We start from the raw sequence: 24,961 nt of genomic DNA, 5'->3' as shown, positions 1-24,961 counted from the left end.
CCCCTAGTCGGGAACCCGACAGGCGCGCCAGGCTTTTCACCTTAAACGGGATGGAAGCGACATGACTGACCAGGGATTGCATGTGACCGGCGGTGCGGGCCTGACCGCGCTGTTCGAGGGCGTTTCGTGGCAAGCGATCGTGCTGCGCGGAGTCGCCGGAATCTTGTTTGGCCTGTTCGCTGTGATGGCGCCCGTCGCCGCGGCGACGACCATTGTCCTCGTGTTCTCGATCTATCTGATGGCCGATGGCTTCCTGGCGATCGCCAGCGCCATCAAGGCGATGCGCCACAAGAATAGCTGGGGCCTGCTGGCCCTGGAGGGCGTGGTCGATATCATCGCCAGCCTGGTGTTGTTCCTGATGCCCGGCCTGGCCCTCGTCACCTTCGTCGTCATCGTCGCCGTCTGGGCGCTGTTCGCTGGCGGGCTGAAGCTGATCACGGCAATGCGCCGCGGACCGGTCGAGGCGCGCGGTTGGCTGGCGCTCTCGGCCATCATCTCGTTGCTGTTCGGGGTGGTGCTGCTGATTTCGCCGTTGGCGGGCGGGATCGTGCTCACCTGGTGGCTCGGCATTTATGGCCTGGTCTTCGGTGTCGCCTTGCTGATCCTGGGCTTCCAGGTCCGCTCGGCTCAGAAGAAGGCTGCGCTCGCGGCCTAGCGCGAGAGACTTCTAGAGCGCCGCCGCGGTCCACAGGCCGCGGCGGCGTTTGGCTGTGCGAAGCTACCCAGCCAGCACATTGGCGAGCAATTGGCGCAGCGGGTTCTGGGCGTCCGAGAGCAGCTTCACCGCCATCAGGCACGACATCACCACCAGCAGCGGTCGGATCAGCTTGGCTCCGAAGCGGATCGCCAGGCGCGACCCGACCTGGGCGCCGATGAAGGCGCCGGCGGCCATGGCCAGGCCCAGCGGCCAGATCACCGCCCCCTTGATCACGAACAGCGACAGCGCGCCCACATTGCTGGCGGCGTTGGCCAGCTTGGTGTGGGCCGTGGCCCGGAGCGCGCCGTAGCCCAGCAAGGTGACGATCGCGACCATGTAGAAGGCGCCCGCGCCGGGGCCGAAGATGCCGTCATAAAAGCCGATCACCGGCGCAATGCCGACGGCGAAGGCGATCAGCGGCAGCTTTGCCGGCGCATCATGAGCCTTGAGACCTCGCGAGAAGCCAAAATATAGCGCGATGACGATCAGCAGCAGCGGAACCAGCGCGGCCAGAACGCGCGGCGAGAGCAGGCTGGCGCAGAGCGCCCCGGCTAAACCGGCGACGGCGGCGCCGACGGCCACCGGCCAAGCCGAGCGCCAGTCGATCAGGCCGCGCCGGGCGAAGGCGCTGGTCGAGGAGATCGAGCTGATCGCGCCTTGCAGTTTGTTGGTGGCGAGGGCCGCGACCGGATCCAAGCCCGCCAGCAACAGGGCCGGCACAGTCAGCAGCCCGCCGCCGCCGGCGATGGCGTCGAACGCGCCCGCTACGGCTGCGACGGCGAACAGGGTGGCGAGAAGTTCAGGATCGACGCTCATGGTTTCCCGCGTTGTCGCTACGGGAGACATGCGGCCGAGCGTGGATGGGTTGGTGGTGGTTGGCCCGCGAAGCTCTGTCGGCTCGCTCAGGGCGCTGTCCGGCGTGATAGGCCATGCGCGCGGGCGACGAAAGGGGCAGCGGCGTCGCTTGCGGGATGGGCGATTGCATCAGCCCGCTAGGCGTGCACCTTGCCGCCATGCGCGAACCGAGCTTGGACCTGGACGGATGGTGTCTCGATGACGCCGAGCAGAGGCGCGCGAGCGCGCCGGACACGGTTGTCATTCCGTCCAAAAAACTGCGCTCGGGACTGGGGCGCGGCGCTCTGGCGCAGCTTTTGTTCATGATCACGGTGGAAGACGGCGAGGAGCCGGAGTGCGAGCGGCTGTGGGTCGTCGTCCGCCGCCGCTTTCCAGGCGGCTATCTCGGCGTGCTCGACAGCGAGCCGACCTGCATCGAGAAGAACCACGAGCTGTGGAGCGGGTCCGAAATCCCCTTCGAGCCGCGGCATGTCATTGACGTGGGGCCGCCGACACCGGCCAGCCTGACGCTCGCCGCGCGAACCCCCCGCCGCCCTTGGGCGCCGGACTGAGGGCCGCCCCTTAGGCCGCCGTCTTGGACGAGGCCTTGCGCAGCACGGCGAGATAGCCGCCGGGCTCGATGAGCATCTGGTCGCCATAGCCCTTCTTGATCATCGCGCGGTGGATCGCCGGGAGCTGGCTGCAGCCTGCGTACATGAACATGTGGTGCTCGCAGTGGTAGTTCACATAGTAGGGCGCGATCAGCAGCCGCTCGAGCAGGCTGGCGCGCGTGGTGCGAGCTTGGCGCATCGGGTCCGGCTCATTCTTGTCGATGCAGGCGTGCTCGGCGATGTTCCGCAGGCGGGTGACCAGCGGATACCAGGTCGCCTGGGGCAGGACCCACAGCACCGGCCAGATCCACCACAGGCCGAACGGTGCGCCGGCGGCGGTGACGATGACGCCAAAGGCCAGCCAGCGACGCTTGCGGCGGATCTCCTCGGCGATGATCGGCAATAGCGGCTCGCCGGGCTTGCGCGCCTTGAGACGCTGCACGAAGTCGCCAAAGCGTTGCTTGAAGAAGGTCTGGCCGGTCAGGTCGCGCACGATCTTGCGGCGCAGCGACAGCGGTGTGATCGGGAACGGCGCCGACAGGCCAAGATCTGGGTCCTCCGACTGCTGGGCGAAGCGGTGGTGGGTCAGGTGATAGGGGCGATAGCGCTGCAGCCCGCCGCCGGTCAGCCATTCTCCCATCCAGTCATTGACCTTCAGGTTCCTGTGCAGGGCGCCGTGGGCGGCGTCGTGCATCAGGATCGCCAGGCCAAGCTGGCGCGTGCCGATGATCATCACTGCCAGCGGCAGGGTCAGCGGCCAGACCACCACCATCGCGCCGGCCGCGATGATCAGGGCCCAGGCATGGGCGATCATCGCCGGGCCCTTCCATGACGATCGCGCCGCCAGGGGCGCCCATTCTTCGGGGGTGAAGAACTGCTTGGGATCGAGGCGAGCGGCGGCAGCCATCAGTTTTCCCAATGAGAGTGGGCGGCGCGCGGACCAGCGCCGCTGTGCCGCAGGAGGGCGAGCATTTCGTTGATCGCTTCCTGGCCCGTCGCGCCGGTGGCGCCGTCGCGCAGCGCGACGCCGAGCGCCAAGGTCCAGAACCGGCGGGCGGTGGTGGCCGGGTCGTCACCGCCGGACCAGCCGTGCTGGGTCTTGGTCTCAGCATAAGCGCGGTCGCCCTGCGAGTGGAGGCGGTCGAAAGTGCGTTCGATCAGCGGGGCGAGGTCTTGGCGCCGCCGGGTCAGGGACAGCGCCTCGACGAACAGGGCCAAGCCCGGCGAACCGATCACGGTCTCCACCAGCCGGCGATTGTAGTCCGAGCCGGTCAGCGCCTGGGCGGCGGAGGTCTCGGCTTGGCGTGCGACATAAAGCACCTCGCGGCAGGCGGCCTCGACGAACAGGGCCTCCTTGGTGCGGAAGTAGTAGGTGATCTGGCTGGGGAAGGCCCCGGCGGCGGCGGCGATGTCGGCCACCGCCACCCCGGCTAGGCCCTCGGCCTTGAACAGTTCGACCGCGGCGTCGAGCAGCCGGGAACGCATCCGTTTGCCGGGCTCCCGCACGGCGCGCAGTTCGGCCAAGGGTCGGACGTTGGACATGCCGTATTTGTATGCGGTACAAATAAAGCCGTCAAGCAACCGTCAGGCGTTCCGAGCGGTCAGCCCCCCATCGACTGGGATCACCGCGCCGGTGATGTAGGACGCCGCCGGTAGGCAAAGGCTGAGCGTGATGTGCGCCACCTCCTCCGGTTCGCCATAGCGGCCGAGCGCGGTGCGTCGCCGAGCGAAGGTCGCCTTGTGCTCGTCGGGGACTGAGGCGGTCATGCCGGTGCTGATCGGGCCGGGGCAGATGCAGTTCACCGTGATCCCCTCGCGACCCAACTCCACCGCCAACGCGCGGGTCAGGCCGACGACGCCGGCCTTGGCCGCGGCATAGGGGCTGTCCATCGCGGTCGCGCCAAGCGCCTCGGTGGAGGCGATGTTGACGATGCGCGGAGCCGCTGAGCGGCGCAGATGTGGCAGGGCCGCGCGAACTATCCGCTGGTGGGCGCTGAGCAGGATCGCCAGCGATCGGTCCCAGACGGTTTCGTAGGTGTCGCTATCGACCGCGGCGAAGCCGGAGACGCCCGCGTTGTTGATGACGATGTCGAGCCCGCCGAACTCATCGGCGATCTGGGCCACGACGGCGGCGATCTCCGCCGGATCGGAAACGTCGAGCTTCCAGGCCTTAGCCGAAAATCCTTGTCCGCGGAGTTCGTCCGCCAGGGCCTCGGCCGGCGCCAGGACGTAGTCCGTGACAGCGACCTGAGCGCCTTCCTCAGCGAACAGTTCGGCGGTCGCCCGGCCCATGCCTGATGCGGCGCCGGTGATCAGCACCCGCGAGCCTCTGACCGACCTGCTGAGCCGGCTCATAGGCTGAGGCCTCCATCAACGATGAGCGTCTGACCGACCACTTAGGACGCCAGCGGCGAGGCCAGGAACACGGCGGCCCCTGCCATGTCCGAGGGCTCGCCCAGCCGGCCAACCGGAATGCTCCGCATCGCGCCGCGTAGGCGGTCAGGATGTTCGGTGGTGACCTTTGTCAGCTTGGTGTCGACCAAGCCCGGCGCCAGGCCGTTCACGCGGATGCCGTCGCCCGCCCAGGCCTGGCCTAGCGTCTTGGTCAGGCTGACCGCGCCGGCCTTGGACGCCGCATAGGCCGGATTGCCGCGATTGGCCTGGAAGCCGGAGACCGAACTGACAATGACGATGGAGCCGCGCCGCGCGGCCAGCGTGTCGTGGAACTTCATCGCGCAAGCCATCAGGCTGTCGAGGTTGACCGCCATCACCTTGTCCCACCCTTCGGGCTCGAACTCGCCGCGCCGATAGACCACCGTGCCCTGGCAGAGGATCAGCACGTCGAGGGCCGCAAAGGGCGGAATGTGGCCGGCGATTTCGGCGCGCTCGCCGACATCGACCTTGGCGTAGGTCAGGCCTGAGAGGTCAGACCCCTCGACCCCGGCATAGGCGCCAGCATCGGCGCGAGTGCCCCAGACGTGGACCTGCGCCCCACGTTCCCGGAAGCCGTGGGCTATGCCGTTGCCGATGCCGCTGGAGCCGCCGACGACCAGGACGGTCTTGCCGGTAAAGTCGAGCTCGCCCATGGCCTAGCTCCTCCCTTTTCCCGCCATCCTTCCGCGCCAGGGTGACGGGGCACAAGCCTGACGTCGCGTCATGCTTGACGTAAGGCAAACGCCAGGGAAGGTTCATTGCCTGACGGGCGCGATACAATCGCCCGCGGGTATCGGGAGAGACCAGAATGCTCACGAAGCTGCGCCGTCCGGCGTCCACATTCACCATCACCCAACTCTGCCGCGAGTTCAGCACGACGCCGCGCGCGTTGCGCTATTACGAGGAGCAGGGGCTGCTGTCGCCGAGCCGCGATGGCCAAGCCCGCATCTATTCCTACCGTGATCGCGCCCGGCTGATCTTGATCCTGCGGGGCAAGAGCGTCGGCCTGGCCCTGGCCGAAATCCGCGATATCTTCGATCTCTATGGTCGCGACGACGGGCTGATCGCCCAGAACACCCAGGCGCTTCGGAAATATCGTGAACGCATCGCCGCCTTCGAAGCCCAGCGTGCGGAGATCGACACCGCGATCGAAGTTCTGCATGCGGCCAGCGCGGCGCTGGAGCAGGAACTGAGCAAGGCGGGCCGAGCGGCCGCCTAGAACCCGCCCGTCGGGCCTTTCCAGCTCCCGGCCACCATGGCCAGGAACAGCAGGAAACCGGCGAAGCTGTTCGACTTGAAGAGCGCCAGCGCGCCAGGGCCGTCACTGGCGTCCAGGCGCGCGGCTTGGCGTGACAGGTGCATGCCGTACAGGGCGACGGGCGGCAGGAACAGCGGTCCGAGACCGCCTGCCCACGCCGCGGCCAGCACCAGGGCGAAGCAGGCGACGTAGAAGAACAGCACGCCCTTCTGCAGATTGTCGCCGAGCCGCCGCGTCGAGGATTTCACACCGATCAGGGCGTCGTCCTCAATGTCCTGGACCGCGTAGATCGTGTCGTAGCCAAGCGTCCAGAAGATGCCCGAGACGTAGAGCAGGGCGGCGGGCCAACCGAGCGTCCCGGTCGCCGCAGCGAAGCCCAGCAGGGCGCCCCAGTTGAAGGTCAGGCCAAGCCAGGCCTGGGGCCACCAGGTGATCCGCTTCATGAACGGATAGGCCGCGACCAGGGCCAGGGAGGCGACGCCCAGGCCGATGGCGATGGGCGGCATGGTCAGCAGGATCGCCAGCGAGATCAGCGAGCATAGCGCGATATAGGCCCAGGCCTGCTTGACGCTGATCTGCCCCGAGGCGACCGGCCGGGCGGCGGTGCGCGCGACCTTGGCGTCGATGTCGCGGTCGACGATGTCGTTATAGTCGAACCCCGCCGCGCGCATCAGCGCCGCGCCGACGAAGAACTTGGCGAGCAGCAGCAGGTCGGGAAGCAGGCCCTCCATCGCGGCGGCCAGTGCAACGCCCTGCCAGCCCGGTAACATCAGCAGCCAGATTCCGGCCGGACGGTCGAACCGGCCGAGCTTCAGCCAGGGCCGTAGCGATGGCGGGGCGTAGCGGTCCACCCAGTTGGTGGGCGCGGCGTCGGGAAGGTGAGCGACCATGGCGCAGCATGTAGCACCGCCTGTTGCCTTCGGGCCACTGTCGCGGCGCTACTTTACCGGGTGGCCGAAATAACGCGGGTCACCCGGATTGACAGGGGAATTCGAGACGCGCAGGGTTCGCGCCGTCGTTGTCCGGCCCACAGCCATCTGAGAGGGAGGTGATCGAAGTGAAAGCACTAAATCATCGTCCGCAGATGCCGCTTGTCGCTGTGATCGCCCGCATCGGGTTCCACGACTAGCTGCGACCGGGCCCTTCTCGGGCAGATCTGCACTCCACCGCCAGCCTCACCCGCGCAGCTTTGCGCGTCCGCCGGCGCTCCCCGATTCCACGGATTCCCCACTCGCCTCGCGCGGAGTCCGTCTGTCTCAGAGACGATGACATGCCTATCGCCGAACCGATCTCGGTCCCTTCCAACGCCCCAGCTCCCAATCGCTACGGGGCGCTTTGCACGCAGATCTACGACCTCGACAAGCCGCCGGGCTCGCTGCCCGACGTGCCGTTCTATCTCGACCGGCTGGCCGGAACGCGCGGGCCGATCCTGGAGGCCGCGGTTGGAACCGGACGCCTGCTCATCCCCCTGCTCGAAGCGGGGTTGGAGGTGGAGGGTTTCGACCATTCGGAGGACATGCTGGCGGTTTGCCGCCGGCACTGCGCCGCCCGTGGGCTCACGCCTTCGCTACGGCGTTCCCGCTTCCAGGACTTCGCCTACGAGAATGAGTTCGCCGCGATCCTCGTACCGGTGGGGACCTTCACCCTGCTGGATGATTTCGCCGAGGCGTTCGCGGTGCTGAAGCGGTTTTTCGACCACCTGAAGCCGGGCGGCCGGCTGCTGATCGACCTGATGCCCCTGGCCTATCTGACCAACGAGAAGCCGGACATCCGAACCTGGACCACCGCCGACGGCGACATGTTGCGGATCGAGGGGCGGGCGGTGGAGATCGACCTGCTGGCCCAGCGCCGTGTCACCCACGACCGCTACGAGCGGTGGCGGGGCGGCAAGCTGGTGGAGTCCGAGCTGGAGGTGATGGCCTTCCGCCTCTGGGGCCTGAAGGAGTTCGAACTGGCGCTCGCCGCCGCGGGCTTCGAGGCGATCAGCGTCGGTGCCGATCACCAGCCCGGCCGGCGCCCAAGCCGATCGAGCCGAATACTCAATTTCGAGGCCCGGCGACCCGCTTAGCGGGGCGCGGCGAGGCGCCGGGGCCCGTGCTCCCCCACGGGCTCCGGCGCCCAACTCGAGATCCCATTCATCCCGGTTTGCACCGGGCCATTCGTGAAGTGCGTCATGACCGATCCATACGACGACGATGAGGACCCGAACCGTCCTCGAATACTGACCAACTCCCAGGTTCTGGGCTTCATCGTTCGCCATTGGCTGGCCGAGCCGCGCAAGTTCGCGCTGATCGTCGGCCTGATGCTGGTGGCGACGGCCTGCGACCTGTCCATCCCCTGGGCCACCCGGGCGCTGATCAACGCTGTCTCGAGTCCTGAGCCGGTGACGCGCACGGCCTGGATCGCCTGGGCCAGCCTGTCGGGCCTCTATCTGGTCTTCTACCTGATGCGCAGCGCCATGTTCCGCGCGGCCAACGGCTTCTACGCCCGCATCATGGCCCGCATCGTCAATGACGGCTTCAAGCGGGTGCAGGCCTTCTCGTCGGACTGGCACGCGTCGAACTTCGCGGGCGCCACCGTGCGCCGGGTCAGCCGCGCGATGTGGGGTTATGACAGCGCCTCCGACGCTCTGCTGATGATGCTGGCGCCGACGCTCATCGTGCTCGGCGGCCTGGCGATCTCGCTGGGTCTGCACTGGCCGCTGGCCGGTGTGTTCGTCGGGGTGATGATCGTCGTGTTCGGCGCGTTCAACATCCTGTCGTCGGTTCACTATATTCGGCCGGTAAACCTGGTTTCGACGTCGCTGGACTCCAAGATCGGCGCGACCCTCGCCGACGCGGTCGGCGCCAACCCGGTGGTGAAGAGCTTCGGCGCCGAGGCGCGCGAAGAGGCGCGTTTCGGCCGCACGGTCGAGGCTTGGCGCGCGGCGGTGAACAAGACCTGGGACCGCTTCAACAATGTCGGTCTCGTCCAGAACATGTTCCTGATCGTGCTGCAGGCGGGTCTGACCGGCTTCCTGGTTCACGCCTGGGCGCAGGGTAAGGCGACGCCGGGCGACGTGGCGTTCGCCATCACCTCGTTCATCGTCATGGCCGGCTACATGCGGAACTTCAGCGAGATCACCCGCATGCTGCAGAAGGGGCTCGACGACACCCTGGACGTCGCCTCCTACATGATCACCGAGCCGCAGCTCGCTGACGCCCCCGACGCCGAACACTTCCGCGGCGAACTGGGGGAGGTGGTGTTCGACCGCGTGGTGTTCGGCTACGCCAACCAGCCGCGGCCGCTTTATGACGGCTTCACCCTGGTGGTGGCGCCCGGTGAGCGGGTGGCGCTGGTCGGGCCGACGGGGGCGGGCAAGTCGACCTTCGTCAAGCTGATCCAGCGACTCTATGACGTCCAGGGCGGCCGGATCCTGATCGACGGCCAGGACATCTCGCGGGTCAGCCAGGCCACCCTGCGGCGCGCGATCGCCGTGGTGCCCCAGGACCCGGCCCTGTTCCACCGCTCGATCGCCGAGAACATCAGCTACGCCCGGCCCGACGCCACGCCGGACGAGGTGATCCTGGCGGCCAAGCGCGCACGGGCGCACGACTTCATCACTCGCCTGCCCAACGGCTATGAGACCCCGGTTGGCGAGCGCGGCGTGAAGCTGTCTGGCGGCGAGCGCCAACGGGTGGCCATCGCGCGCGCCTTCCTGGCCGATGCGCCGATCCTGGTGCTGGACGAAGCCACCTCGTCCCTGGACGTGGAGACCGAGCGCCAGGTGCAGGAGGCCATGGAAGAACTGATGGTCGGTCGGACCACGGTGGTCATCGCCCACCGGCTGTCGACCATTCGCGGCGCCGACCGGATCCTGGTCTTCGATCAGGGCCGGATCGTGGAAGAAGGCCGCCACAAGGACCTTATCGACATGGGCGGGGCCTATGCCCGGCTGCATGCCGTGACTGAAGGATCGGATCTGTGACCGAACACTACGAAGACGCCGAGGACGAGCAGAAGCGGGTCCTTTCCAACGGAAAAGTCCTGGCCTTCATCGCCTCGTTCTGGCTACGCCGGCCCTGGTTGCTGACCGCCTGCATCGTGCTGACCCTGGTGTCGGTCGGCTTCGACCTGGCCCTGCCCTGGGCGGCGGGAAAGCTGGTCGACGCCGTCGCCGCGGGGCCAGCCAGGCAGGATCTGGCGTGGAGCGCCTGGGCGCTGTTCGTCGGCGTCTACCTGGCCTTCGCCATTATCCGGAACACCAGCTTCCGGTTCTGGAATCCGCTGGCGGCGGCCAACATGAAGGAGATGACCGACGAAGGGTTCAAGCGGGTCCAATCGTTCTCGTCCGACTGGCATGCCGACACCTTCGCCGGATCGACCGTCCGGCGCCTCAGCCGCGCCATGTGGGGCTACGACACCGTGTCCGACGCCCTGATCCTGTGGCTTGGCCCGGCGGTCCTGGTGCTGTTCGGCCTCTCGGGCGTGATGATCTTCCGCTGGCCGGCCGTGGGGCTGTTCTCCATGGCCATCGTGATCCTCTACGTGGCCTCCAACATCATCCTGACCGCCAAGTATGTGCGGCCGGCCAACCTGAAGTCCGTCGCCCTCGACAGCCGGATCGGCGGCGCGCTGGCCGACTCGCTGTCGTCGAACCCGACGGTGAAGGCCTTTGGCGCGGAGCATCGGGAGGAGACGCGGATAGGCGGGATCACCTCGCTGTGGGGCAAGCTGACCCTGATCACCTGGAACCGCTTCCTGAACGTCTGGCTGTGGCACAACCTGTTGTTGGTGGTGCTGCAGGCGGGTCTCACCGGCTTGCTGCTCCGGCTGTGGGCGCGGGGTGAGGCCACGGCCGGGGACGTCGCCTTCGCGATCACCTCGTTCATGCTGATGAGCGGCTATCTGCGCAACATCGGCGAGAACATCCGCATGCTCCAGAAGAGGCTGGACGATGTCGAGGACGTCGCCCGCTACGCCCAGACCGAGGCCCAGGTGATGGATCGGCCGGGTGCCCCGGCCTTCGCCGGCGAACTGGGCGAGATCGTCTTCGACCGTGCGACCTTCCGCTACAAGTCGGCGGACGAGCCGCTCTATCGCGACTTCTCCCTGCGCATCGCGCCGGGCGAGCGGGTGGCGCTGGTCGGGCCGACAGGATCAGGAAAATCGACCTTCGTGAAGCTGATCCAGCGGCTCTACGACCTGCAGGACGGCTCGATCCTGATTGACGGCCAGGACGTCGCCGGCGTCAATCAAGGCGCGCTGCGCCGCGCCATCGCCGTGGTGCCGCAGGACCCGGCCCTGTTCCACCGAACCATCGCCGAGAACATCAGCTACGCCCGGCCGGACGCCTCGGAAGAAGAGATCGCGCTCGCGGCGAGGCGCGCCCGGGCACACGACTTCATCGCCCGGCTCCCGCTTGGCTACGACACCTTGGTCGGCGAGCGCGGCGTGAAGCTGTCCGGCGGCGAGCGTCAGCGGGTGGCCATCGCACGGGCCTTCCTGGCCGATGCGCCGATCCTGGTGCTGGACGAAGCCACCTCGTCCCTGGACGTGGAGACCGAGCGCCAGGTGCAGGCGGCGATGGAGGAACTGATGGTGGGCCGCACGACCATCGTTATCGCCCACCGCCTGTCGACCATGCGCGGCGCGGACCGCATCCTGGTCTTTGATCAGGGCCGCGTCGTCGAAGAGGGCCGCCACCGTGAATTGATCGACAAAGGCGGGGCCTATGCCCGCCTGCATGCGGTGACCGAAGGATCGCTTTGAAGGCTGACGCTGGCTTCCTGAACGATGCTAGAAACCCCCGGCGTCCGGTCGTGACGGATGCTGGGGGTGATGCATGACCTATATGGAACAGGTGGTTCAGTGGCTGCGCCGGCGGTTGGACCGCGATCCGCCGCTGGCCGAGCCGCGGCAGCTCAATGAGGTGCTGCGCATCCTGGCGATCTGGCGCTCACGACTGATCGCCGACGCCTATGTCCGGCATCATGGCGCGAAGATCATGCAGGGGCCGTTCGCGGGGATGGACTACGTGACATCTGCGACCGAAGGCGCGCTCACGCCGCGCCTGATCGGCACCTATGAGTCCGAGCTGCATCCACACATCGCCGCCTTCGCAGAGCAGCCGCTGGACTGCGTGATCGATGTCGGCTGCGCGGAGGGCTATTACGCGGTCGGCTTGGCGCGGTTGATGCCGCAGGTGACGGTGTACGCCTATGACATCCAGGCTCAGGCCCGCGCAGCCTGTGCCGAGCTCGCCGCCAAGAACGGCGTCGCCGAACGGGTGATCATTGGCGAAGAGTTCAAACCCGACGGCTTCGAGGTGTTCAAGGATCGGCGCTGCCTGGTGCTGGTCGATATCGAAGGCGCGGAAGATGACCTGCTGCGGCCCGATCTTTCACCGGCCCTGGCGCAGATGCCGTTGATCGTCGAGACGCACGATGTCTATCGCAAGGGCGTACTGGATCGCCTGGTTGAGCGGTTCTCGCCCACCCACGACATTCTGCGGCTTGATCCGCAAGCCAAGACCCTGCCGCTGCCGGACTTCCTGAAGGGGGCCGGGCATCTCGACCAGCTGTTGGCCGTCTGGGAGTTCCGCCTCCAGGCCACGCCGTGGCTGGTGATGACGCCGAAGGCTTAGGCGGCCGCGACCAAAGCTAGAGCGCCGCCGCCAATCGCTCGGCGAGGTCGCCCTTAGGCTGCACCTCGACGCGGTCCAGTCCGAGCCAGCCCGCCATAAGCCGCAGTTCGCCCGCCAGCAGCGAACGCGTCGCATCGTCCGCGCCGGGTTCGGCGTGGGCCGATTGCACCATCAGCGCGCCCTTCTTGCGCTCGGCCTTCAGGTCCACCCGCGCAGTGATCGCCTCGCCCTGCAGGAAGGGCAGGACGTAGTAGCCGTGAACCCGTTTGTGGGCCGGGGTGTAGATCTCCAGCCGGATACGGGTGTCGAACAATCGCTCGGTGCGCTCGCGAAACCAGATCAGGTTGTCGAACGGCGAGAGCAGGGCGTTGGCGGTGATTTTTCGCGGCCGCCGCGCCTCGGGGTGCAGATAGGCTGGCTGGCCCCAACCCTTCACCTCCACCGGAGTCAGTTCGCCTCCAGCGACCAACTCGGCGATGCGGGCCTTGGTGTCGGCGACCGGCATGCGGAAATAGTCGCGGAGGTCACGCTCGGTCGCCACGCCCTGCGCGCGAGCGGCGATGCGGATCAGCTCGCGCTGGGCCTCTTCGCGCGGCGGCGTAGGGGTTTCGCGCACTGCACGCGGCAGCACCTTGTCGCTGACGCCGTAGACCCGCTCGAAAGTCCCCCGCCGGGTGGCGGCGGTCAGGTCTCCGACCCAGAACAGGCATTCGAGCGCGCGCTTGCCCTCGCTCCAGCCCCACCAGCCCTGCGCGCCCTTGGCGCCGAGGTTCAGTTCAGAGGCCGGCATCGGGCCGCGCGTGTCGATCTCGGTCAACACGCGCTCGATGAAGTCCTCGTGGGTGCGTAGGAAGCGCGCGATGCCTTTCCAGGTGCCGACGCCGGCCCGGGCGTCGTCCATCCGCCAGCGGAACAGGGGATGGCTGGCGGCGGGCAGCAGCGAGGCTTCGTGCGCCCAATATTCCACGAGCGACGGCCGCTTTCCCCAGGCGATCTCCTCCAGCAGTGGCCGAGGATAGGCGCCGAGCCGAGAGAACAGCGGCAGGTAGTGGGTGCGAGACACCACATTGACCGAGTCAATCTGCAGCACACCCAGCCGGTCGATGGTCTTCAGCAGGTGGCGCTTGCCGGGGGCGTCGGGACGTCGCTCGGCGAACCCCTGCGCGGCCAACGCTATGCGGCGGGCCTCGCGGGCCGAGATCGTCTCCACCAGCCAGCTACCTGTTCAATCGGCCTTCGGCGATCGCCCCGATCTCGAACGGGAACAGCACCTTGTTGTCGGGCTTGGCGACATCCTTGGAGATGTCCTCCGGCGCGATGGTGCGCACGACGTGACGCATGACGTTTAGCCGCGCGTCCTTCTTCTTGTCGGTGACGACGCAGGTCCAGGGCGTTGTTCCGTTGTGGGTTCGGGTCAGCATCTCGTCGCGAGCCGAACTGTACTCGGCCCATTTCTCCTGGGCGACATCGTCCAGCGGGCTGACCTTCAGCGCCTTCAGCGGATCTTCGCGTCGCTCCTTCAGGCGCTCGGCCTGTTCCTCGCGGCTGATGTCGAGCCAGATCTTCACCAACTGTATGCCGCTTTCGACCAGCATCTCCTCGAAGTGCGGGACGTCGCGCAGGAACATCTCCTGCTGCTTGGGCGTGGCGAAATCCATCACCCGCTCGACGCCCGCCCGATTGTACCAGGAGCGGTTGAAAATCACGATCTGTCCCGCCGCCGGCAGGTGCTGCACATAGCGTTGGAAGTACCACTGCGTGGTTTCGATTTCGGTGGGCTTGGGCAGCGCCATCACCCGGGTCGCGCGAATCGACAGGTGCTCGGTCATTCGCTTGATCGTGCCGTCCTTCCCGGCGGCGTCGCGGCCTTCGAGGATGATCAGCACCTTGTCGCCGTTCTGCATGGCGTGCTGCTGGTATTTCACGAGGGCGAGCTGCAGTTCCGCGAGCTCGGTTTCGTATGCGTCGTCGTCATCTGACTTTGCCATAGGATGAGCCTAGTCCTGATCCTGCTCGCGCGGCTAGAACCTCTTTCCATGATCCGATTGTTCGTCACCGCCGATCTCGCCCAAGACCACGCGCTCGCCCTTGACCTGGGACAGAGCCGGTACCTGACCGCCGTCATGCGCCGCGAGGTTGGCGACGAGGTGCTGGTCTTCAACGGCCGGGACGGGGAATGGCGCGGCGCGCTCGAAGTGGTCGCCAAGCGCGGGGTGGTGCTGCGACTGACGGCGCTGGAGCGGCCGCAGGCCTTTGGCCCCGACCTCGATCTGGTCGTCGCCCTGGTGAAGCGCACCCGGATCGAGACCATCATTGAAAAGGCGGCGGAATTGGGCGCGCGCCGCGTGCGCCTGGTGATCACCGAGCGAACCAACGCTGAACGGGTTCGCCTCGACCGGCTGACCGCCATCGCCACCGAGGCGGCCGAACAGACCGGCCGTATGGATGTGCCGGAAATTGTCGAGCCTCTGAAACTCGCCAAGCTCATCGAGACCTGGGACGCCCCGCGCCGTCTGCTGTTCTGCGACGAAGCAGGCGAGGCCAAGCCGGTTCTGGAGGCCCTGGCGGGAACTCCGGCCGCGCCGTGGGCGATCCTGATCGGACCCGAAGGCGGGTTTTCGCCGACAGAGCGCGAGAGCCTTCGGAACCTGATCTATGCTACGCCCGCTTCACTAGGACCGCGGATACTGCGGGCCGACACAGCCGCCATCAGCGCCCTGACCTTGTGGCAGGCTGCTCAGGGGGACTGGCGTGGCCTTGAGGTTTCCTGAATTGCGCCCACCTGTCTGAACGGCGTAAAGATCGCGCCGCCGTTTTTTCGGACTAATATGGGCTTGGGGAGATTGAGATGGCCGACGTCGTGGCAGACGACCGACCCCTCACGTTCGAGGACCTGATCCAATGGTTCGAAGCAGGCTCAAAGCCTGCCAGCGATTGGAAGGTCGGCGCCGAACATGAGAAATTCGTGTTCCGCCTGGGGACCTATGAGCCCATTCCTTACGGCGGTCCCGCCGGGATTCAGGCCCTGCTGAATGGGCTGATGCGATTCGGCTGGAAAGGCGTCTATGAGGGCGAGAACGTCATCGCCCTTGAGCGCGGCAAGGCCAATATCAGCCTCGAGCCGGGCGGGCAGTTCGAACTTTCCGGCGCCCCACTGGAGACGATGCACGACATCTGCGAGGAAACCGGCACGCACCTCGAAGAGGTGAAGACGGTCGCCGACGAGCTTGGCCTCGGCTTCCTCGGTCTCGGCTACACTCCGCTCTGGCGGCGGGACGAAGTCCCGGTGATGCCCAAGGGCCGCTACAAGATCATGCGCGAGTACATGCCGAAGGTCGGCAATCTCGGCCTCGACATGATGTTCCGCACCTGTACCGTTCAGGCCAATCTCGACTTCGGCTCCGAGGCGGACATGGTGGCGAAGTTCCGCACCAGCCTGGCCCTGCAGCCGATCGCCACAGCGCTGTTCGCCAATTCGCCGTTCATTGAAGGCAAGCCCTCAGGCTTCCTTTCGGCCCGCGCCAATGTGTGGACCGACACCGATCCCGACCGCACCGGCATGCTGGACTTCGTGTTCGCCGACGGATTCGGCTTCGAGACCTACGCCAACTACGCCCTCGACGTGCCGATGTATTTCGCCAAGCGTGACGGCAAGTATGTCGACCTCTCCGGCCGCTCGTTCCGCAAGTTCATGGCCGGTGAACTCTCCGACCTGCCCGGTGACCGTCCTTCGATCAAGGACTGGGCCGATCATACGACAACCGCCTTCCCTGAAGTGCGCCTCAAGCAATATCTGGAAATGCGCGGCGCGGACTCCGGTCCTTGGAGCCGCCTCTGCGCCTTGCCGGCGCTGTGGGCCGGCATCTTCTACGACAGCGCCGCCCTGGCGGCGGCCTGGGACCTCTGCAAGGACTGGAAGGTCGAGGATCACGAGCGGCTTCGCGCCGACGTCGCGCGCCTGGGCCTGAAGGCGCAGGTCAACGGCCGCAGCGTTCAGGACGTCGCCAAGGACATGGTCGCCATCGCGCGTCAGGGCCTGAAGAACCGCAACCGCCTCAGCGCCGGCATGGTCGACGAGAGCAACTATCTGACCGAGCTGGAAGAGATCGCCGACAGCGGCGTCACCCCCGCCGAGCGGTTGCTAGAGCTCTACAACGGCCCCTGGAAGGGCGATGTGCGCCGGGTCTTTGAGGACTTCGCCTACTAGAGGCCAGCCATGACCTGGTCGGGTTCCTGTCACTGCGGCGCCGTGCGCTTTGAAGTAAGCGCGCAGATCGATGAACTGACGACTTGCGATTGTTCGCTATGCGTCAAGAAAAACGCGGTGATGGCCAAGGTGCACGAGGACGCCTTGACGGTGACGGCCGGCGAGGAAGCGCTCTCGCTCTATCAATGGAATACCCGGCGGGCGAAGCACTACTTCTGCAGTCGATGCGGGATCTACACCTTCCACCGCAAACGTTCGGCCCCCGATCACTACGGGGTCAACGTGTTCTGCCTGGATAATTTTGACGTCGCGAGCATGCCGGTCAGGGCGACCGAAGGGGCAAGCATGACCCTCGCCCCCGACGGCGCCCGGTCCGAATGGCCGGGGCCGCGGGCTTCTGAAGCCTAGCGCTCTTCCGGCGCCGGGCTTTCGACGTTCGGCGGCCAATGGTCGCGCTGGCTGGCGCCGGCGCCGCTGTCGGTGTGCAGGACAACCTCGTCGATAACAGTGTGAACGTGGGTCGGATCGACTACCGCGCCGTCCACTTGATAGACCTCAACCTTGTCCGGATAGAAGGCTAGCCGGCCGCGGATCTGCTCCATGGCGGGGAAGGGCTGCTCGTAGGTCCAGACCGCATTTTCTGCGAAACGGCCATCCATCAGGATGGTGTAGTAGGCCGCGTCACCCTTGTACGGACAATGAGTCGTGCGGTCCGTGCGCGAGAAGAAGTCCATGGAGACGTCGGCGCGCGGGAAGTACACCACGGCCGGATACTCCGCTTCCTTCAGGATAAGGGCGTCGCCGGTGTCGGCGATAACGTGGTCGCCATATTTGGCGCGCCACCGGGTCGTGGCGGGCGTGATGGTGATGGGGTGGTCAGGGCCTGGGGTTAGCATTTGGACGCTCCTCCTATGACCAGTCCAACGCCTAAGATGGGCTTGAGGCTCCCTGAGCGCCAGTGTACAGGCGCCGCCTTGCTTGTGCTTGGCCTTACCGCGTGATCTTCTCGCGCCAAATATGCCCGGCGGGGGTGAAACGACCCCAGGGAGCGCCGGCCGTCCAAGGAATCGGAACACCGCCCTTATGAATATTGTTATCCTCTTGGGGATCGTCATTACGCTGGCGACCGGCGTCCCCGTCCTGCTGCAGCTGCTGAAAACGCACCCGCGCGGGCTGATGATTCTGTTTTTCGCCGAGATGTGGGAGCGGTTTTCCTACTACGGGATGCGCGGCATCCTGATTTTCTATCTCACCCAACAATTGCTGTTTGATGACGCCACCGCCGGCGCTCAGTACGGCTCCTACACCAGCCTGGTCTATCTGCTGCCGCTGATTGGCGGCCTGCTCGCCGACCGCTATCTCGGCACCCGCAAAGCCGTGGCCTTTGGCGCGCTGCTGCTCGTCGCCGGCCACATGACCATGGCCGTTGAAGGCAGCCCCGCCACCCAGACCCTCACCTACGCCAACCAGAGCTACCAGGTGGTCGCCGAGGGGCGCATGGAAGCGCGCACGGTGCAGCTCAAGATCGGCGACACGCTTCACGCGTTCGGTCCGGCCGAAGGCGGCGGGCTCGAGATCAAGGACCTGCCAGCCAATGCGCCGCTGCCGTCCGTCTTGGCCGAAGGCAGCTACAAAATGGAGAAGAAGAGCGATCCGCTGGGCGTGAACGCCTTCTATCTGGCGGTGTCGCTGATCATCATGGGGGTCGGCTTCCTGAAGCCGAACATCTCCACCATCGTCGGCCAGCTCTATCCGCAGGGCGACCCGCGGCGGGATTCCGGCTTCACCCTCTACTACTACGGCATCAACCTCGGCGCCTTCTGGGCCTCGGTGCTCTGCGGCCTGCTCGGACAGACGGTCGGCTGGTGGGCGGGCTTTGGCCTGGCCGGCGTCGGCATGGCGCTTGGCTGGGTGGTCTTCGTGCTCGGCAAGCCGCTGCTGCAAGGCAAGGGCGAGCCGCCGAATCCCGAACGCCTGAAGGAGGCCGTCGTCGGCCCCATCAACCGCGAGTGGCTGATCTATATCGTCGCGATCCTGGGCGTCGGCGGCGTCTGGGTCTTGGTCCAACGCAACAGCTTCGTGGCCTGGGCTTTGCTCAGCGCCACCGTCGCCTCGCTGGCCTACATCGCCTACTTCCTGACCAAGTGCACCAAGGTCGAGCGCGAGCGGATGATGCTCGCCCTGGTGCTGATCTTCGGCTCGGTCATCTTCTTCACCCTGTTCGAACAGGCCGGCACCTCGCTGAACCTGTTCGCGGCGCGTAACGTCGACCTGTCGATCACCCATCAGGCCACCAGCTTCCTGGGCATCCCGATGGGATCGGCCGAGCAACTGGCCGCCGCCGGCATCGAGCCGAAGGGCTTTTGGATCGACGCCACCATGGGCGCGGCCCAGACCCAGTCGTTCAACGCCGCCTTCATTCTGATCTTCGCCCCGATCTTCGCGGCGATGTGGGCGTGGCTGGCCGCGCGCGGCCGCGATCCGAACCCGACGATGAAGTTCGGCTTTGGCCTCATCCAGGTCGGGCTCGGCTTCATGGTGGTGGTCTGGGGCGCCGGCATGGCCGACGGCTCCTATCGCCTGCCGCTGATGCTGCTCGGTATGCTCTACCTGCTGCACACCACGGGCGAGCTCTTCCTGTCGCCGGTGGGACTTTCGGAGATCACCAAGCTGTCGGTGGCCTCGATCGCGTCCTTCATGATGGCCGTGTGGTTCCTGGCCTCGTCCATTGCTCAGCTGGTGGGCGGCTGGATCGCCGGCCTGGCCGGCGCCGAGACGGTGGGGGGACAGGTGCTCGATCCGGAAGCCGCGCTCGCCTCATCGCTTGAGGTGTTCAAGATGCTCGGCTGGGCCGGCCTTGGGGTCGGCGTGGCGTTCATCGCGCTCAGCTTCTTCATCAAGCATTGGTCGCATGGCGCGAACACCCCGGCCGGTCACGCTCAGCCTGAGCCGATCGCTCCGGTCCTGGACGGCGAACGCCAGGCGGTCAGCGCCGCGGCGATGCGCGCCGACCGGGAAAGCTAGCCTCTTCCGCGCCTAGAAACGACAAGGGCCGGAGCATCGCTGCTCCGGCCCTTTTTCTTGGGCGGCGTTCTGCTTAGCCGCCGAAGGATTTGCGAATCCGCACCCAATACATGCGGCCGAACTGGAGATCGCGGTCATCCACGAAGGCGACCTGGCTGGTGTTGCGTGGGCCGTCATAGACCGTGCGAGTGTGACGGAAGCCGCGGTTGGTGGCGTTCTGCAGCTCAGCGCGGATCACGATGTCCGACCTGGGCTTCCACTCGGCGAACGGCACGACAAAGGCCTTGAGCTTGTCGGTCGATATCTCGTCGAAGCGGTAGTAGGTCTCCCGCCAGGCGCTATAGACGTCGACGCCCCAGGTCAGGCGATGGGCCGGCAGGTCGTGGGTGAAATGGGCCTCCCATTCCAGCGGCCGCAGTCCGGAGATTTCGCGTTTCTCGCCGGTGGTCGGATCGGTCACCTCCGAGCGCCGCCAAGTGGATTCGCCCTTGATGGTCGCGCCCTCCAAGCCGAGCTTGGCCAGCGGCACGCTGAGCGACAGGATCAACTCGTCCTTGGTCCCATCGCCGATGTTGCTGGGGGCGTCGAAGACGCCGGTCGGCAGGAAGACCGGGGCGCGGTCGATAGCGTCGCTCAGCGCCGAGTGGCGCACGGTCAGCACGATGGCCGCGCCAGCGTATCGCTGCTCGAAGGCCGCCTCGCTGACCCAGGCTTGCTCCGGGACGAGGTCTGGATTTCCGGCGGTGATGACCCCGGTGTTGAGCGAGGAATCGGCCACGAAGTCGTCGAAGTCTAGCTGGTCCACCACGCGTTCGAATCGGAAACGCACCTGCGTCGCCGGCTGCGGCGACCAGGTCAGGGCCAGGCGCGGCTTGGCGTAGTAGAGGCTCTTTTCCAGGCTGACGTCGCCGCTGGATTCGATCGTCGAGGCCTCGTAGCGGAGCCCGGCCTCGATCGTCCATTTCGAGTTGGGTCGCCAAACGCCTTTGGCGAACGCCTCGCCGCGATCCTCCTGGATGCGGACATTGGCGGCCGGCAGCGGGACGTTCACCCCGTCCTTGGCGTAGGCGGTCTGGCTCTCAAGGATGTTGATCGCGACCTCGCCGCCAGCCTCAAGCGAGATCTGATCCGTCGGGCGATGCTTCAGCACGGCGCGGCCGATGGTTTCGCTGGTGTCGCGGCTCAGGGAGAAGCGGGCGCTGGCGGCATCTGCGCGGAAGTCTGAGGTGATATCCTGCGTCTCGTCCTTGCGCAGGGCGATCAGCTCCATCGTCGTCTTGGCGCCCAGGCCGCGCGTGAAGTTGCCGCCAAGCTCGGTCTGGAACTCGTCGTAGTGCTCGATCGTCCCCTCGCGGCCGAGCGTGGGGAAAGTGATGCGATTGATCTCTTCGTATTTGAAATTGTCGTTGAACAGCCGGGCGTTGACCTTCGCCTGACCGCCGAACAGCGGCGTCGCGTAGGAACCGGTCAAGGTCGCCTGATTGGTGTCGCCCTCTGAATCGACGTCCGAAATGATCAGCGGTTCGCCCGATGGACCGCTGCGGACCCGCCGCCCCTCGCCTGCCCCGTCATCGACGCCCATGCCGTAGCGGGCCGAGGCTTCCCAGGCGCGTCCTGCCTTATCGCCCGACAATTCCAGGCGCGCGCCGGTCATGTTGCGGCCGTCATAGATGATGCTGTTGGACAGGGCGACTACGCCGCGAAAGCCGCCGCCTTGCTTCTTGACCACATTGGCCAGAACCGACTTGCCTTGCATGTCGATGCCCGGCGCGCCGCCGCGGATCAGGTCGATGCGGACGACCTGGTTCGCGGGAATTCTCCGCAGGATTTCTTCGAGGTCGTCGGTCTTCGTCGTCGGCCGCTGGCCGTCGATCAGCACATTGCCGGCCGCGCCTTCGAATCCGCGCACCGAATCGCCCACATCGACCGTGAAGCCCGGCAGCCGGGACACCATGTCGAGCGCCGTCGAAGGCTGTGAGGCGGTGAAGAATTCTGGCGGATAGCTGATGACGCCGGTTGTCGCGGCGGGAGCGGTCGCAACGACCGCTTGGGTATCCTGGCCGACGTCAGGCGCAGCAAGCGCCAGGGCTGAGGCCAGGGCCTGAACGATCATGTAACAACGCTCCCCAAGAACGCAGGCAAGTGACCTGCGTTACGGGAATCGCGCCAATTAAATCCCGGAAAGGTAGGTTAAATCGGCGACATGTTACCGACAGCCTGCCGGCGGGGGCGAGCTAGATGCTCGTCCCGCCAACCGTCAGGCCGGTCAGTTTCAATGAGGGTTGGCCGACGCCGACCGGCACGCTTTGGCCGGACTTTCCGCAGACCCCGACGCCGGGATCGAAGTCGAAGTCGTCGCCGATCATCGTGACGCGGGTCAGGGCCGACGGACCATCGCCAATCAGGGTCGCGCCCTTCACCGGGGTGGTGATCTTGCCGTCCTCGATCAGGTAGGCCTCGGTGCACTGGAAGACGAACTTGCCATTGGTGATGTCCACCTGGCCGCCGCCGAAGTTGGCGCAGTAGAGGCCGCGCTTGGTCGAGGCGATCATCTCTTCACGCGGTGTCGAGCCGCCCATCATCGCGGTGTTGGTCATGCGCGGCATCGGCATGTGAGCGTAGGACTGGCGACGACCGTTGCCGGTCGCGGCCAGGCCCATCAGCCGGGCGCTCATCCGGTCGTGCATGTATCCGACCAGGATGCCGTACTCGATCATGATGGTGCGTTCGGTGGGGGTGCCATCGTCGTCGCTGGTCCGGGAGCCGCGACGCCCGGCCAGGGTGCCGTCATCGAACACCGTCACGCCCGGCGCGGCCACGCGCTCGCCAATGCGGCCCGAGAAGGCCGAGGTGCCCTTGCGGTTGAAGTCGCCTTCCAACCCATGCCCGACGGCTTCGTGCAGAAGCACGCCGTTCCAGCCTGGGCCTAGCACCACGTCCATTTCACCGGCCGGGCAGGGGACAGCGTCCAGATTGACCAGGGCCTGGCGTAGCGCTTCCTCAGCCTGTTCCTGCCACTTCTCCGGCGTGATCCAGGCTTCGAAGCCAGCACGGCCGCCGGCGCCGGCGAATCCGTTTTCGCGTTTGCCGTCCTTCTCGACGGTGACCTGGACGTTCACGCGGCACAGCGGGCGCACGTCACGGATCAGCCGGCCGTCGGCGCGCAGGATTTCGACCGTGCGGCGTTCACCGGCCAGGCTCGCCATCACCTGGACGACGCGCGGATCGCGGGCGCGGGCCCAGGCGTCGATTTCCTGCAGCAAGGCGACCTTGTCCGAGAAGGCGGGCGATGCGGTGGGATCGTCCTCGCCGTACAGCTTGGCGTTAGTGGCGCGGGGGCCTTCAGCCGAGACGCCGGAATAGCCGCGCTTGGCGAGGGCCGAGGATTGCGCTGCACGCTTGATCGCCGCCTCGGACACTTCGCTGGAATGGGAGTAGCCGGCGGTCTCGCCAGCCACGACGCGCAGTCCAAAGCCCTCCGACGAATCATACGAGGCCGACTTCAATCGTCCGTCGTCGAACAGGAACGCCTCGCTCTCGGACTTTTCCACGAAAAGTTCGCCATCGTCGGCCCCGACCAGCGCCTCGCCGAGAATCTCGCGGGCGCGCTCCGGGGAGACGCCGGCGGAGTCGAGGATCGATGGGGCGGGGGAGAGGGCGTTCATCGGCTTGTGCTTTCGAAAGGCGAGCCATCAGAGATAGGAGGTCCAGGCCCCGCCGTCACCCCAAACCGCTGTCGCCGCCGCCACGACGCACCAACGGATCGTGACCCCAGTTCATCAGCGACCACCGCCAGCGGGTCCGCGTCACATCGCCCCAAGGTCGCTGGGCCAGGTGGCGCCGGGCATCGCCAATCACCTTTTTCATATGGCTGTAGTCGGCCTGGCTCAGGTCGTCGGCGGGCGTGGCCATGATCTCCAGGATCCGCCGCCCGGACTGCCGGCCGACGGATTCGGTTTCGCCGCGGCGGGTGAAGCCGACCTTTTGCTCTCGTCGGTTTGCAGTCAGTCACGAAGCTTTGCGGGCGACATGTTCACGACCGACTCGAAGTCGCGCCGGATGGCGTCTTCCTCGTCGGGAGAGCGGTGCAGGCTCACGAATTCCCCAATTTCAGTTTCGCGATAACCACGCCGGATTGGCCGTTTTGGACGCTTGGCGCCCGACATATCGTCGGTCGGTGTGCAGACAACGCGCCATAGGGGGTCTTAGCGCCTTGGCAAGCCCAGGGAGAGCGCGTATGGACCCCGGCTTAAGGGCAAGGCCTCGCGATTTCGGGGCCTAGTCTCGATTCCAGTCGGCGGGGGCGATCGTCTTTCGCGAGGCGCGGCCGGCCAAGCAGACCGAGGGGACATGAAGTCTAGGGTTCAGGGCATGCGGACGTGGGCGGCGGCAGCCGCTGCGGGCGCGACGTCAGCGTTCTGGGGCGTCCAGGCGTTCGCAGAGCAATTGATGGGGCAACCGACGCCAGGTGGCCTCGGTCTTCAACCGGCTGCGTCGCCGCTGAAGCACGCCGCGCACGATTTCCACGATTTTATTTTGCTGCCGATCATCACGCTCATCTGCGTGTTCGTGCTCGGCCTGCTGATCTGGTGCGTGGTTCGCTACAACAAGCGTTCGAACCCGATCCCGGCGAAGTGGAGCCACAACACCGTCGTCGAGGTCATCTGGACCGTCGTGCCGGTTTTGATCCTGATGGCCATCTCGGTCGTCTCGTTCAAACTGCTCTTCGCCTACCATGACATGCCCAAGCCGGACCTGACCGTTAAGGCCACCGGCTACCAGTGGTACTGGGGTTATGAACTGCCTGACCAAAAGGTCGGCGAGTTCGTCTCCAACATGCTGCCGGAAGACGAAGCCAAGGCGCGCAACGTTCCCTATCGCCTGGCCGCCACCGAGCCGCTCGTCGTGCCGGTCAATAAGACCGTCCGCGTGCTGGTCACCGGAGCCGACGTGATCCACGCCTTCGCCCTTCCGGCGTTCGGCTTGAAGATCGACGCCATTCCTGGCCGGATCAACGAAACATGGTTCCGCGCCGAGCGCACCGGCACCTTCTACGGCCAGTGCTCTGAGCTGTGCGGCGTCGACCACGCGTTCATGCCGTTGGAAATCAAGGTTGTGACCCAGCCTGAGTTCGAAGCCTGGGTGGCTTCGAAGGGCGGTTCGATGACGCCAGACGCTCCGGCCGCTCCGGCCGCTGCTGCTCCGGCCGCCGCCGACGCCGCGACGCCGGCCGCCGCCACGGCGCCCGCGACTCCGGCTGCGAGCACCCCGG

Annotated in this window: 24 protein-coding genes; 12 read left to right on the top strand and 12 right to left on the bottom strand. The window is 66.4% G+C overall.

Translation table 11 applies throughout. From position 1 onward, the window contains the following. The first annotated feature begins 61 nt into the window (after positions 1 to 61). Positions 62 to 655, top strand: a complete 594-nt coding sequence (locus Q8M13_RS00805; protein ID WP_305297718.1) for an HdeD family acid-resistance protein — start codon at positions 62 to 64, stop codon at positions 653 to 655. Positions 656 to 718: 63 nt separating this feature from the next. Here the strand turns inward: Q8M13_RS00805 and Q8M13_RS00800 are convergent, their stop codons facing one another. After that, entirely contained in the window at positions 719 to 1,513 is a 795-nt protein-coding gene (locus Q8M13_RS00800; protein ID WP_305297717.1) for a TSUP family transporter, read from the bottom strand. A gap of 113 nt (positions 1,514 to 1,626) precedes the next feature. Between Q8M13_RS00800 and Q8M13_RS00795 the strand changes: the two genes are divergently transcribed. Continuing rightward, a complete protein-coding gene (locus tag Q8M13_RS00795) occupies positions 1,627 to 2,103 on the top strand; it encodes a hypothetical protein (RefSeq protein WP_305297716.1) in 477 nt (158 codons plus the stop codon). Between the two features lie 10 nt (positions 2,104 to 2,113). On the opposite strand, the gene Q8M13_RS00790 is transcribed toward Q8M13_RS00795, so the two are convergent. From Q8M13_RS00790 to Q8M13_RS00775, 4 genes are read right to left on the bottom strand one after another with little or no spacing between them, the layout of a single operon-like run. Next, the gene (locus Q8M13_RS00790) at positions 2,114 to 3,049 is read right to left on the bottom strand and encodes a fatty acid desaturase family protein (RefSeq protein WP_305297715.1); all 936 of its coding nucleotides are present in this window, start codon (positions 3,047 to 3,049) and stop codon (positions 2,114 to 2,116) included. Continuing rightward, on the bottom strand, positions 3,049 to 3,684 hold the full coding sequence (locus Q8M13_RS00785; RefSeq protein ID WP_305297714.1) for a TetR/AcrR family transcriptional regulator C-terminal domain-containing protein: 636 nt from the start codon (positions 3,682 to 3,684) through the stop codon (positions 3,049 to 3,051). Before Q8M13_RS00785 ends, Q8M13_RS00790 begins: the two co-directional genes overlap by 1 nt. A 42-nt stretch (positions 3,685 to 3,726) precedes the next feature. Beyond that, positions 3,727 to 4,497: an SDR family NAD(P)-dependent oxidoreductase gene (locus Q8M13_RS00780; protein WP_305297713.1), complete on the bottom strand. Its 771-nt coding sequence runs from the start codon at positions 4,495 to 4,497 to the stop codon at positions 3,727 to 3,729. Positions 4,498 to 4,538: 41 nt separating this feature from the next. Beyond that, complete coding sequence (locus tag Q8M13_RS00775) at positions 4,539 to 5,228, bottom strand: SDR family NAD(P)-dependent oxidoreductase (RefSeq protein ID WP_305297712.1); 690 nt, start codon at positions 5,226 to 5,228, stop codon at positions 4,539 to 4,541. Between the two features lie 155 nt (positions 5,229 to 5,383). Between Q8M13_RS00775 and Q8M13_RS00770 the strand changes: the two genes are divergently transcribed. Further along, positions 5,384 to 5,794, top strand: coding sequence for a MerR family DNA-binding transcriptional regulator (locus tag Q8M13_RS00770; RefSeq protein ID WP_305297711.1), 411 nt, complete (start codon positions 5,384 to 5,386; stop codon positions 5,792 to 5,794). Here Q8M13_RS00770 and ubiA read toward each other — a convergent pair. Further along, a complete protein-coding gene (gene ubiA / locus Q8M13_RS00765; RefSeq protein WP_305297710.1) occupies positions 5,791 to 6,723 on the bottom strand; it encodes a 4-hydroxybenzoate octaprenyltransferase in 933 nt (310 codons plus the stop codon). The genes Q8M13_RS00770 and ubiA overlap by 4 nt on opposite strands. A gap of 380 nt (positions 6,724 to 7,103) precedes the next feature. Here ubiA and Q8M13_RS00760 point away from each other — a divergent pair, with 380 nt between their 5' ends. From Q8M13_RS00760 to Q8M13_RS00745, 4 genes are all read left to right on the top strand, one after another. Beyond that, positions 7,104 to 7,901: a bifunctional 2-polyprenyl-6-hydroxyphenol methylase/3-demethylubiquinol 3-O-methyltransferase UbiG gene (locus tag Q8M13_RS00760; protein WP_305297709.1), complete on the top strand. Its 798-nt coding sequence runs from the start codon at positions 7,104 to 7,106 to the stop codon at positions 7,899 to 7,901. A gap of 105 nt (positions 7,902 to 8,006) precedes the next feature. Then, positions 8,007 to 9,800 carry an ABC transporter ATP-binding protein gene (locus tag Q8M13_RS00755; RefSeq protein ID WP_305297708.1) on the top strand — a complete coding sequence of 598 codons (1,794 nt, stop codon included), beginning with the start codon at positions 8,007 to 8,009 and terminating at the stop codon, positions 9,798 to 9,800. Beyond that, the gene (locus Q8M13_RS00750) at positions 9,797 to 11,584 is read left to right on the top strand and encodes an ABC transporter ATP-binding protein (protein WP_305297707.1); all 1,788 of its coding nucleotides are present in this window, start codon (positions 9,797 to 9,799) and stop codon (positions 11,582 to 11,584) included. The genes Q8M13_RS00755 and Q8M13_RS00750 overlap by 4 nt, the downstream gene beginning before the upstream one ends. A gap of 73 nt (positions 11,585 to 11,657) precedes the next feature. Then, positions 11,658 to 12,458 (top strand): methyltransferase, encoded by an 801-nt coding sequence (locus tag Q8M13_RS00745; protein ID WP_305297706.1) that lies wholly within the window; start codon positions 11,658 to 11,660, stop codon positions 12,456 to 12,458. Between the two features lie 16 nt (positions 12,459 to 12,474). Here Q8M13_RS00745 and Q8M13_RS00740 read toward each other — a convergent pair whose 3' ends face one another. Next, complete coding sequence (locus Q8M13_RS00740) at positions 12,475 to 13,668, bottom strand: winged helix-turn-helix domain-containing protein (RefSeq protein WP_305297705.1); 1,194 nt, start codon at positions 13,666 to 13,668, stop codon at positions 12,475 to 12,477. A 7-nt stretch (positions 13,669 to 13,675) separates the two neighbouring features. Further along, positions 13,676 to 14,446 carry a polyphosphate kinase 2 gene (ppk2, locus tag Q8M13_RS00735; RefSeq protein WP_305297704.1) on the bottom strand — a complete coding sequence of 257 codons (771 nt, stop codon included), beginning with the start codon at positions 14,444 to 14,446 and terminating at the stop codon, positions 13,676 to 13,678. 48 nt (positions 14,447 to 14,494) lie between these two features. Between ppk2 and Q8M13_RS00730 the strand changes: the two genes are divergently transcribed. The 3 genes from Q8M13_RS00730 (at position 14,495) to Q8M13_RS00720 (ending at position 17,073) form a co-directional block, all read left to right on the top strand. Then, on the top strand, positions 14,495 to 15,229 hold the full coding sequence (locus tag Q8M13_RS00730; protein WP_305297703.1) for a 16S rRNA (uracil(1498)-N(3))-methyltransferase: 735 nt from the start codon (positions 14,495 to 14,497) through the stop codon (positions 15,227 to 15,229). A 77-nt stretch (positions 15,230 to 15,306) separates the two neighbouring features. Beyond that, a complete protein-coding gene (locus tag Q8M13_RS00725) occupies positions 15,307 to 16,665 on the top strand; it encodes a glutamate--cysteine ligase (protein ID WP_305297702.1) in 1,359 nt (452 codons plus the stop codon). A 9-nt stretch (positions 16,666 to 16,674) separates the two neighbouring features. Next, a complete protein-coding gene (locus tag Q8M13_RS00720) occupies positions 16,675 to 17,073 on the top strand; it encodes a GFA family protein (RefSeq protein ID WP_305297701.1) in 399 nt (132 codons plus the stop codon). Here Q8M13_RS00720 and Q8M13_RS00715 read toward each other — a convergent pair. Further along, a complete protein-coding gene (locus tag Q8M13_RS00715; protein WP_305297700.1) occupies positions 17,070 to 17,561 on the bottom strand; it encodes a DUF427 domain-containing protein in 492 nt (163 codons plus the stop codon). The genes Q8M13_RS00720 and Q8M13_RS00715 overlap by 4 nt on opposite strands. A 187-nt stretch (positions 17,562 to 17,748) precedes the next feature. On the opposite strand from Q8M13_RS00715, the gene Q8M13_RS00710 reads away from it, so the two are divergent. Next, on the top strand, positions 17,749 to 19,689 hold the full coding sequence (locus Q8M13_RS00710) for a peptide MFS transporter (protein WP_305297699.1): 1,941 nt from the start codon (positions 17,749 to 17,751) through the stop codon (positions 19,687 to 19,689). A 73-nt stretch (positions 19,690 to 19,762) separates the two neighbouring features. Here Q8M13_RS00710 and Q8M13_RS00705 read toward each other — a convergent pair whose 3' ends face one another. From Q8M13_RS00705 to Q8M13_RS00695, 3 genes are all read right to left on the bottom strand, one after another. Then, positions 19,763 to 21,802, bottom strand: coding sequence for a TonB-dependent siderophore receptor (locus Q8M13_RS00705; protein WP_305297698.1), 2,040 nt, complete (start codon positions 21,800 to 21,802; stop codon positions 19,763 to 19,765). A gap of 121 nt (positions 21,803 to 21,923) precedes the next feature. Then, positions 21,924 to 23,354, bottom strand: a complete 1,431-nt coding sequence (gene tldD / locus Q8M13_RS00700) for a metalloprotease TldD (protein WP_305297697.1) — start codon at positions 23,352 to 23,354, stop codon at positions 21,924 to 21,926. A 55-nt stretch (positions 23,355 to 23,409) separates the two neighbouring features. Further along, positions 23,410 to 23,697 carry a DUF3140 domain-containing protein gene (locus Q8M13_RS00695; protein WP_305297755.1) on the bottom strand — a complete coding sequence of 96 codons (288 nt, stop codon included), beginning with the start codon at positions 23,695 to 23,697 and terminating at the stop codon, positions 23,410 to 23,412. Between the two features lie 342 nt (positions 23,698 to 24,039). Between Q8M13_RS00695 and coxB the strand changes: the two genes are divergently transcribed. Continuing rightward, on the top strand, positions 24,040 to 24,961 hold a 922-nt coding region (coxB, locus tag Q8M13_RS00690; RefSeq protein ID WP_305297696.1), incomplete at its 3' end, for a cytochrome c oxidase subunit II.

The organism is Phenylobacterium sp., from assembly GCF_030681155.1.
Taxonomy (GTDB): Bacteria; Pseudomonadota; Alphaproteobacteria; order Caulobacterales; family Caulobacteraceae; genus Phenylobacterium.
This window is presented reverse-complemented; position numbering and strand designations above follow the sequence as displayed.

What these genes read in the sequence shown, in the direction of transcription:
- Q8M13_RS00790 (WP_305297715.1), bottom strand. Translation starts at nt 3,049, where the DNA reads ATGGCTGCCGCCGCTCGCCTCGATCCCAAGCAGTTCTTCACCCCCGAA.
- Q8M13_RS00770 (WP_305297711.1), top strand. Translation starts at nt 5,384, where the DNA reads ATGCTCACGAAGCTGCGCCGTCCGGCGTCCACATTCACCATCACCCAA.
- Q8M13_RS00725 (WP_305297702.1), top strand. Translation starts at nt 15,307, where the DNA reads ATGGCCGACGTCGTGGCAGACGACCGACCCCTCACGTTCGAGGACCTG.
- Q8M13_RS00760 (WP_305297709.1), top strand. Translation starts at nt 7,104, where the DNA reads ATGCCTATCGCCGAACCGATCTCGGTCCCTTCCAACGCCCCAGCTCCC.
- Q8M13_RS00715 (WP_305297700.1), bottom strand. Translation starts at nt 17,561, where the DNA reads ATGCTAACCCCAGGCCCTGACCACCCCATCACCATCACGCCCGCCACG.
- Q8M13_RS00780 (WP_305297713.1), bottom strand. Translation starts at nt 4,497, where the DNA reads ATGAGCCGGCTCAGCAGGTCGGTCAGAGGCTCGCGGGTGCTGATCACC.
- Q8M13_RS00745 (WP_305297706.1), top strand. Translation starts at nt 11,658, where the DNA reads ATGACCTATATGGAACAGGTGGTTCAGTGGCTGCGCCGGCGGTTGGAC.
- Q8M13_RS00785 (WP_305297714.1), bottom strand. Translation starts at nt 3,684, where the DNA reads ATGTCCAACGTCCGACCCTTGGCCGAACTGCGCGCCGTGCGGGAGCCC.
- Q8M13_RS00795 (WP_305297716.1), top strand. Translation starts at nt 1,627, where the DNA reads ATGCGCGCGGGCGACGAAAGGGGCAGCGGCGTCGCTTGCGGGATGGGC.
- tldD (WP_305297697.1), bottom strand. Translation starts at nt 23,354, where the DNA reads ATGAACGCCCTCTCCCCCGCCCCATCGATCCTCGACTCCGCCGGCGTC.
- Q8M13_RS00755 (WP_305297708.1), top strand. Translation starts at nt 8,007, where the DNA reads ATGACCGATCCATACGACGACGATGAGGACCCGAACCGTCCTCGAATA.
- ubiA (WP_305297710.1), bottom strand. Translation starts at nt 6,723, where the DNA reads ATGGTCGCTCACCTTCCCGACGCCGCGCCCACCAACTGGGTGGACCGC.
- Q8M13_RS00800 (WP_305297717.1), bottom strand. Translation starts at nt 1,513, where the DNA reads ATGAGCGTCGATCCTGAACTTCTCGCCACCCTGTTCGCCGTCGCAGCC.
- Q8M13_RS00805 (WP_305297718.1), top strand. Translation starts at nt 62, where the DNA reads ATGACTGACCAGGGATTGCATGTGACCGGCGGTGCGGGCCTGACCGCG.
- ppk2 (WP_305297704.1), bottom strand. Translation starts at nt 14,446, where the DNA reads ATGGCAAAGTCAGATGACGACGACGCATACGAAACCGAGCTCGCGGAA.
- Q8M13_RS00720 (WP_305297701.1), top strand. Translation starts at nt 16,675, where the DNA reads ATGACCTGGTCGGGTTCCTGTCACTGCGGCGCCGTGCGCTTTGAAGTA.
- Q8M13_RS00705 (WP_305297698.1), bottom strand. Translation starts at nt 21,802, where the DNA reads ATGATCGTTCAGGCCCTGGCCTCAGCCCTGGCGCTTGCTGCGCCTGAC.
- Q8M13_RS00730 (WP_305297703.1), top strand. Translation starts at nt 14,495, where the DNA reads ATGATCCGATTGTTCGTCACCGCCGATCTCGCCCAAGACCACGCGCTC.
- Q8M13_RS00775 (WP_305297712.1), bottom strand. Translation starts at nt 5,228, where the DNA reads ATGGGCGAGCTCGACTTTACCGGCAAGACCGTCCTGGTCGTCGGCGGC.
- Q8M13_RS00710 (WP_305297699.1), top strand. Translation starts at nt 17,749, where the DNA reads ATGAATATTGTTATCCTCTTGGGGATCGTCATTACGCTGGCGACCGGC.